Origin of the sequence: Phenylobacterium sp. (assembly GCF_030693805.1) — a bacterium.
GTDB lineage: Bacteria > Pseudomonadota > Alphaproteobacteria > Caulobacterales > Caulobacteraceae > Phenylobacterium.
In genome coordinates this window covers 1-7,614 of the sequence record NZ_JAUXZW010000057.1, presented here as the reverse complement: position 1 = coordinate 7,614, position 7,614 = coordinate 1, and the positions used below count along the sequence as shown (strand labels likewise).

Here is a 7,614-nt window from a genome sequence, read left to right as displayed (position 1 = left end):
CTCGCTCATCGCCAGCGCGCCGACATGCTCGCCCGAGCAGAGTTTGGGCAGATAGCGCTGCTTCTGCACCTCGGAGCCCCAGCGGTTGATCTGGTTGACGCAGAGATTGGAATGCGCGCCATAGGACAGACCGACCGAGGCGGATGCGCGCGATATCTCCTCCATGGCCACGACATGCTCGAGGTAGCCGAGGCCCAGGCCGCCGAATTCATCCTCGACGGTGATCCCGTGCAGGCCCAGCGCGCCCATTTGCGGCCATAGCTGGCGCGGGAAGGTGTTGGTCGCATCGATCTCGGCGGCCAGCGGCGCGATCCGCTCGCGTGAGAACCGCTCCGCCGCCTCGCGGATCGCGTCTGCGGCCTCGCCCAGGCTGAAATCCAGCCCCGCCTTGTCGTTTGGGATCATCCGCGAGCCCTAGCATGGTCGTAGCGGAGCTTACAGAGATGGAAGGGTGTTATGACGCGTCGTCGTCGCGGACGAGGCGCTGCAGCAGGCGGTAGGCCGCGAGGCTGAAGAAGCCGACGCCTGCCAGGCCGGCGATCCAGCCCACGGTCAGCGCCCCTGCCCGGCTGAGATGCGCCGCCGGCGCGATGTCGAAAGTCCAGTAGAGGCCGCCGGCGAACAGGACCGCCCCCAGCAGAGCCAGGATCACCATCGGGCCGATCGCCGCGCGCGGGATCGGTGCGGAGCGCAGGGGGAAGCGCGGCGCGCCGTCGCCTATGCTGAGCGGTGCGGTCATCCAGCCGGCGGTGGGCGCGGGCTCCTCGGCCGGGGCCTCCTCGTCGAGGAAGACCGCCGGGCGGTGCAGCGACAATGGCGTGTGCACGGGTTGTGGCGGCGGCGGCGACGTCCGCACCGGGGTGACGCTGTCGCCGTCCAGCGGCGCCTCCAGCGTCGCGGGGGCTTCGCGCAGCAGTCCCGCGCCGGTCTCGGCGTCGAGCATCGGTCGCAGGACGGGGCTCGGGGCCGGCGCCCAGGCGCCGCCTTCCGGCGTCAGAAACAGCGCCTTTTCTGCCGCGCGCCGACGCACCAGGGTGTCGACGACGATCCGATCGCCCTCGAATTCCGCTCGGCGCCACAGCTCCATGGCCGACGCCGCCTGCAGCAGCGCTCCCTCGTTCAGGCGCAGCAGCACGCTCGAGGTGCGCAGCGCAGGCACGCCGATGTTGAACGCGAAACTCGCCAGCGCGTCGAACTGGTTCTGGGTGAGCGGCGCGTAGATGTGCTCGTTCAGGGCATGGGTGATGTCGATGAGGTCGTAGATCAGCAGCGCCTCGGCGTCGGCCTCGCTGACCTGGGCGCCGGCCCGCGCCGAGCGCGTATGGCCATAGCCGATCGTCCAGCCGCCATCGGGCAGCTGGGCGGCGGTGCGGCGATAGCCCTCGAACCGCTTGATCAGGTCGATCGCGGTTCGGGAAAGCTGCAGACGGGGATTCATGCCTCGGCCCGGATTGACACAGACGCGCAGGCGTCCGCCCCACCTTCCGCAAGATCGAGGCCGGCGAACGGTTCTAGAGCAGGATCATCGCCGCCAGGCCCAGGAAGGCCAGGAAGCCCATGAAGTCGGTGACGAAGGTCACGAACACCGATGACGACACCGCCGGGTCGCGGCCCAGCCGGTCCAGGGCCAGCGGCGCGAGGATGCCCGCCACAGAGGCCACGAACACGTTGATCACCAGGGCCAGGGCCACGGTGAGACTCAGGTGCGGATCGCGGAACCACACGCCGACCGCAATCGCCATCACCAGCGCCAGCGCGCCGCCGTTGATCAAGCCTACGGTCATCTCACGCATGACGATGCGCGCGCCGTTGGCGGCGTTGAGTTCGCGGCTGGCCAGCGCACGCACCGCAACCGCCAGGGTCTGGGTGCCGGCGTTGCCGCCCAGCGAGGCGACGATCGGCATCAGGATGGCCAGCGTCACCAGCTTGGCGATCTCGTCCTGGAAGGCGCCGATCACGCTCACCGCCACGGCCTCCGTCGCCAGGTTGAGGATCAGCCACGGCAGGCGCGCGCGCACGATGCCCCAGACGCCCGCGTCACGGCCGGCGTCCGACACCCCGGCCAGCGCCAGGATATCCTCGGCGGTCTCTTCCTGGATGACGCCGACGATGTCGTCGACGGTGATCTGTCCAACCAGCCGGCCGCCCGGCTCGACCACCGGCGCCGAGATCAGGTGGTACTTGTCGAAGATATAGGCGACCTCTTCCTGGTCCATGCCGACGGGGATCTCGGTGACCGCCTCCATGATCTGGGCCAGCGGCGTCTGCGCTTCAGCCCGCAGCAGCTGGCTCACCGACACCGCACCCACGGGCCGGTAGGCGGGGTCGACCACATAGACGTCGAAGAACAGTTCCGGCAGCTCGTCGCTGTCGTGGCGCACGTGGACGACCGTCTGGCCCACGGTCCAGAATTGCGGCGCCGCCACCACCTCGCGCTGCATCAGACGGCCGGCGGTCTCGTCCTCGTAGGCGAGCGAGGTCTCGATGCCCGCGCGCTCGATCTCCGGCATGGCGGCCAGCACCTGAGCGCGCTTGTCGGCCTCCAGGTCGTCGACCACGTCGGCGGCGTCGTCGCTGTCCATCTCGCCCAGCGCCTTGGCGAGCGTCGCCGAGGGCACGTGTTCGAGCAGGTCCTCGCGGATGTCGGTGTCGAGTTCGGACAGCAACTCGGGCAGCGCCTCGGGATCGAGGTGCAGCAGGATCTCCTGGCGGTCGTCGGCCGAGACGGTGCCCATCAGATCGGCCACGTCGGCCGGGTGCAAGGCGTCCAGCAGTTCGCGCAGACGCTCGGCGTCCCCGCGGTCGATGGCGTCACGCACCATCAGCACATAGGCGCTGTTGAGGGCGTAGTCCTCGTCAAGAGCCAGGTCTTCGAGGTCTTCCGCCTCGACGGCGGAATCAAGCTCGGAGGCGGTCGGGTCGGCCGTTTCTCGGCTCATGCGGACCCCCTGCTAGCTTAAAGACCTCTGATAGTTCTGCTGACCCCGATTCACTGGTGCGGCCAAGAAGACCGAATTCACCAGCGCGGCCCGCCTCATAACGCCACATGCTGCACCGGCGCAAGAAAAGCCCGTCTTGAGGCTGTGCAAGATCGATTTCCGTGACGTCAGACGCTCGGCCAAAGTCGTTTGCGAGCGAAAGCGTGGCCCGAACCGGATATCAAGTACTTCTCGAACGCCTCCGCCTGCGGCCGTTCGGAGAAGGCGACGTAGGTGACCACCTTCCAGGGCCCGGACTTCGCTGTGTGCGGGGACTTGCCGCTGTTGTGCTCGGCAAGCCGAGCCCGAAGGTCCGACGTGACCCCGATGTAGCGCTCAGAAGGGCTCTCCTGAGTTACAAGGAGATAGACGTAGTGCAGAGGAGCGCTCCGGAAGAGCAGCCCTGCTACGCCAAAGGCTTCGCAGGGCATCCTACTTCGCCACGGTCACCTGCTTCAGATCCTGCGAAGCCCGCAGGGCGAAGCAGGATGGTGCGGTCGAGAAGACTCGAACTTCCACGGGTTGCCCCACAGCGACCTCAACGCTGCGCGTCTACCAATTCCGCCACGACCGCGCGTGGTGAGGCGCGGGGGTAGCAAACCCCTGCTGCTTTGTGAAGGGCGCCTGGAAAGGACGCTCAGACGCCGCCGGCGTTATAATCGAACACGTCGGCTGCGCGCGTCACCTCGATTGAGATGCGGTCGTCGTTGATGTGGATCTCGCCGCGCGCCACGGGATGGTTGTTGGCCAGGATCCAGACCTCGTCGCTGACGCCGGCGTCCAGTGGAATCACCGCGCCACGACCCATGCGCAGCAGTTGCTGCATGGGCAAGGTGGAGCGCCCGAGCACCACGGCGATCTCGACATTCACCGCTTTGACCTGGCTCACTTGTATATTCGCTCCGATGGAAACGCGACGCCGGGCATTGCACGCCCCGCCTTAAGGGCCAGATTGGGCCGACATGCTTGACCGCCCGTTAAATAGCCCGGCCGCCGCGACGATCTTCCGCCGCGACGACGCCGCACTCGTCCAGTGGGCGACGTCGGCCGCGCCCGTCGCCTATCCGGAGGCGGTGGCCGCCATGGAGGCTCGCGTCGCCGCGATCGTCGAGGGCCGCGCGGACGAGCTGGTCTGGCTGCTGGAGCATCCGCCGCTCTACACCGCAGGCGTCTCCGCCAAGGCCGCCGACCTTTTGCAGCCGGACCGTTTCGAGGTGTTCCGGAGCGGCCGCGGCGGTCAATACACCTATCATGGCCCCGGACAGCGGGTGGCCTATGTGATGCTAGACCTCAGCCGGCGGACACGCGACGTGCGCGCCTTCGTGGGCGCCCTGGAGGCCTGGGTGATCGCCGCCCTCGCCCGGGCCGGCGTGCACGGCGAGGTGCGGGCCGGGCGCGTCGGCGTCTGGGTTGACCAGCCGGGGGGCGGCGAGGCCAAGATCGCGGCGCTGGGCGTCAAGCTGCGGCGCTGGGTGTCGTTCCACGGGGTGTCGATCAACGTCGCCCCCGACCTTGAGCATTTCGCCGGCATCGTCCCGTGCGGCGTCACCGACCACGGCGTCACCAGCCTCTCCGCCCTGGGCGCGCGCGCCAACATGACCGCGTTCGACGTCGCCTTGCGGACCAGCTTCGAAGACATCTTCGGCAGCACCCTCGACGCACAGCCGCCGGCCTGACGAATCGGCGCGCGTGCAGGACACCACTCCATGACCAGCGCCGCTGACGCCGCCCCGATGATCGCCGCCCTAGCCCTCGACCTGATCGTGCGGCGGGTGGGCCGGGGCGATACGTCCCGCGAGCTAGTAGGGCCGCCCGCGCTTAGTCTTCATCCTCGACCCATCGATGAAAGCGCTTTTGTCGTCGTATCCAATGAGCCCAGCTTCGAACATTGCATCGCTCAAACCGGGCGCCGATTGCAGCCCGCGCCTTCGCGAACTGGTCGATGGCGGCGCCGGTCTTCACACCGGCCGGCGAGCAGCGACTGGCGGCGTACGTGGATGACGCGTCGAGGTCGGCCGACGATTTTCAGGCGCTGTTGCTGGAGATGGTCGGCGAACCGATGCGGCCTGGTCGTTCGCCGCGCTGAGCCAGGCCGCCGGTTGGGGATGCTGAAGGCTGGCGGCTACGTCAGTCGCTCGCCTTCGTCTTCTTCGCGGCGGGCGCACGTTTGGCCGTGTTCAGCGCCACGGCGGCGGTGATGAGCGCCTTCAGCGCCGGCTCGTTGATCGCTTCGCCCTCGTGGATGTCGATGGCGCGGCGGGTGTTGCCCTCGAGGCTTGAGTTGAACAGCCCCGAGGGATCGGCCAGCGACGCGCCCTTGGCGAAGGTCAGCTTGATAACCGCCTTATAGCTCTCTCCCGTGCACAGGATGCCGGCGTGCGACCACACCGGGACGCCCCGCCACTTCCATTCCTCGACGACTTCAGGGTCGGCCTCGTGGATCAGCGCGCGCACGCGAGCGAGCGTCTCGCCGCGCCAGTCGTCCAGCGCCTTGATACGGCCGTCGATCAACTGTGTGGCGTTCTCTCCGGCTTCGGTTTCCGTCGCGTTGGTCATCGGCGCCTCTGGGGTGATGGCCATTGGCCGCTTACATTCGCTCGCCGGGCAAGGCGCTGGCCTGCTTCACCCAGGCGGTGAGCTGCGCCTCGTCCAGAGCGTCGTGTTCGTGGATATCGAGGTAGCGGACGTCCTTCTGCTTCGAGGCGCCCGGCGGGAGCGGATCGAGCGCCGCGCCGCGGAAGAACGCCACCTTCACGTAGCGGGTGAAGCAATGGAAGCTGAGGAACCAGCCCTCGCCCTCGCGCCCGTAGAACGGCGAATTCCACTTCACGGCCTTGCTGACGTCGGGGATCGCGGCGGTGATCAGCGCATCGAGGCGCGCGCCCAGGTCGCGCTTCCAGCCCGGCATGGCGGCGATGTAGGCCTGCACCGGGGCGTCGCCGAAACCCTTGGCGATTTGCGGGTTCCCGCCGGAGAGCAGGACGGGCTTTCCATCGACGGGCTTGGCGGCGTCGGCCTTGGCCCGCTTTAGGGGCGTCTTGCACTCCATGGCTAGACGACCGCCGCGGGCGCGGGTCGCAAGGGGTTGGTGCCGAAGCGGTTGGTCCCTTCCTCGCCCGGCATGGCGCCGAGTTCGACCACGGCCCAGGCGAGCACCAGGGCGAACGCTACGCCAAGTCCGCCGGGCGACTGCGGCCACAGGCCCGCCAGCGCGAACAGCACCAGCGCCGACCACCAGCCGCTACGCCCGCGGTCGTGCAGCCGCTTGGCCAGCACGCAGGCTCCGCAATAGATCAGCGCGGGATAGACCACCCAGCCGGTCAGCCAGTGCAGCGCCGACCCGGCGACCGCCTCGTACAGGCCGCCGGCGATCAGCAGCAGCGCAGAGGCGAACAGGAACGGCCCTCTGGCGAGCCTGCCGCCCGCCTGGAAGAACACCGCCGTCCAATCGACCCCAGCGCCCATGGCCTGCCTCTAAGCGAACTCCACCAGCACCTCGTCGGCGGCGACGCTGTCGCCGGCCTGGGGCCCGACGGTCTTCACCGTGCCGTCGCGTTCGGCGCGGATGATGTTCTGCATCTTCATCGCCTCGATGATCGCCACCTGCTCGCCGACCTTGACCTCCTGACCGACGACGACGTCCAGGGTCACCACCAGGCCCGGCATCGGCGACAGCACCATCTTGGAGGTGTCGGCGGCCTGCTTGGGCGGCAGCTTGTCGTGCAGTTCGGCCGAGCGCGGCGTGAGCACCAGAACCCGGGCCTGCGCGCCGCGGTGGCGGATCGTGAAGCCCTCGGCCGCGGGCTTGACCGCCACGGTGAACGGCCGACCGTCGAGGGCGCCGCGGAAGGTCGGCTGCCCCGGCTTCCAGACGATGTCGGTGAGGCTAAGGGTGCGGCCCTCGGGCATGAACTTGACGTTGAACGCGTTGCCGCCGTTGGTCAGGCGCACCTGGCGCTTTTCTTCGCCGACGATGATGATCCAGTCCTGGCGCACCAGTTGCGGCGCCGAACGCGCGGTGACGATCCGGTGCATGGCGCCGCCGACCGCGGCCAGCAGGTCCGACTGGAACGGCGTGGGTTCAGTCCCGTGGAAGCCGTCCGGGAACTCGTCCTTGATGTAGTTGGTCGACAGCACGCCGGAGCGGTAGCGTTCCTGGTCCATCACCGCGGCCAGGAACGGGATGTTCTGGCCCAGGCCCTCGATGTGGAAGTCCTCGAGCGCGCGGCCCATGGCGTCGATCGCCGCCAGCCGCGTGTCGGCCCAGGTCGACAGCTTGGAGATCATCGGGTCGTAGAACATCGAGATCTCATCGCCTTCGCGCACGCCGGCGTCGTTGCGCACGATGACGCCGTCATGCTCGCCCTCGGCCGGCGGCAGGTAGCGCGCAAGGCGGCCGATCGACGGCAGGAAACCGCGATAGGGATCCTCCGCATAGATCCGGCTCTCGATCGCCCAGCCCTTGATCTTCAGGTCGGCCTGGGTGAACGCCAGCGGCTCGCCCGCCGCCGAGCGGATCATCTGCTCCACGAGGTCGACGCCGGTGATCAACTCGGTCACCGGGTGCTCCACCTGCAGGCGGGTGTTCATCTCCAGAAAGAAAAAGCTCTTATCCTGGCCAGCGACGAATTCGACG

Annotated in this window: 11 protein-coding genes and 1 tRNA gene; 2 read left to right on the top strand and 10 right to left on the bottom strand. The window is 68.3% G+C overall.

The features are described 5' to 3' along the window. From Q8M88_RS02330 to Q8M88_RS02305, 6 genes are all read right to left on the bottom strand, one after another. On the bottom strand, positions 1-405 hold a 405-nt coding region (locus Q8M88_RS02330), incomplete at its 3' end, for an acyl-CoA dehydrogenase family protein (protein ID WP_305594637.1). A gap of 49 nt (positions 406-454) precedes the next feature. After that, positions 455-1,438, bottom strand: a complete 984-nt coding sequence (locus Q8M88_RS02325; protein ID WP_305594636.1) for a lysozyme — start codon at positions 1,436-1,438, stop codon at positions 455-457. Positions 1,439-1,511: 73 nt separating this feature from the next. Then, a complete protein-coding gene (mgtE, locus tag Q8M88_RS02320) occupies positions 1,512-2,939 on the bottom strand; it encodes a magnesium transporter (RefSeq protein WP_305594635.1) in 1,428 nt (475 codons plus the stop codon). 167 nt (positions 2,940-3,106) lie between these two features. Continuing rightward, on the bottom strand, positions 3,107-3,409 hold the full coding sequence (locus tag Q8M88_RS02315) for a GIY-YIG nuclease family protein (protein WP_305594634.1): 303 nt from the start codon (positions 3,407-3,409) through the stop codon (positions 3,107-3,109). A 58-nt stretch (positions 3,410-3,467) separates the two neighbouring features. After that, positions 3,468-3,552: transfer RNA gene (locus tag Q8M88_RS02310), tRNA-Leu, on the bottom strand. Between the two features lie 63 nt (positions 3,553-3,615). Further along, positions 3,616-3,885 carry a FliM/FliN family flagellar motor switch protein gene (locus Q8M88_RS02305; protein WP_305594638.1) on the bottom strand — a complete coding sequence of 90 codons (270 nt, stop codon included), beginning with the start codon at positions 3,883-3,885 and terminating at the stop codon, positions 3,616-3,618. Positions 3,886-3,940: 55 nt separating this feature from the next. Between Q8M88_RS02305 and lipB the strand changes: the two genes are divergently transcribed. Then, the gene (gene lipB, locus Q8M88_RS02300) at positions 3,941-4,654 is read left to right on the top strand and encodes a lipoyl(octanoyl) transferase LipB (RefSeq protein ID WP_305594633.1); all 714 of its coding nucleotides are present in this window, start codon (positions 3,941-3,943) and stop codon (positions 4,652-4,654) included. A 266-nt stretch (positions 4,655-4,920) separates the two neighbouring features. After that, positions 4,921-5,064 (top strand): hypothetical protein, encoded by a 144-nt coding sequence (locus Q8M88_RS02295; RefSeq protein ID WP_305594632.1) that lies wholly within the window; start codon positions 4,921-4,923, stop codon positions 5,062-5,064. A gap of 41 nt (positions 5,065-5,105) precedes the next feature. Here Q8M88_RS02295 and Q8M88_RS02290 read toward each other — a convergent pair whose 3' ends face one another. From Q8M88_RS02290 to Q8M88_RS02275, 4 genes are all read right to left on the bottom strand, one after another. Continuing rightward, entirely contained in the window at positions 5,106-5,558 is a 453-nt protein-coding gene (locus Q8M88_RS02290; protein ID WP_305594631.1) for a DUF1801 domain-containing protein, read from the bottom strand. Positions 5,559-5,565: 7 nt separating this feature from the next. Beyond that, positions 5,566-6,027, bottom strand: coding sequence for a DUF1801 domain-containing protein (locus tag Q8M88_RS02285; protein WP_305594630.1), 462 nt, complete (start codon positions 6,025-6,027; stop codon positions 5,566-5,568). 2 nt (positions 6,028-6,029) lie between these two features. Further along, positions 6,030-6,443: a DUF805 domain-containing protein gene (locus tag Q8M88_RS02280; RefSeq protein WP_305594629.1), complete on the bottom strand. Its 414-nt coding sequence runs from the start codon at positions 6,441-6,443 to the stop codon at positions 6,030-6,032. Between the two features lie 9 nt (positions 6,444-6,452). After that, a partial coding sequence (locus Q8M88_RS02275) for a biotin/lipoyl-containing protein (RefSeq protein WP_305594628.1) occupies positions 6,453-7,614 on the bottom strand: 1,162 nt, incomplete at its 5' end.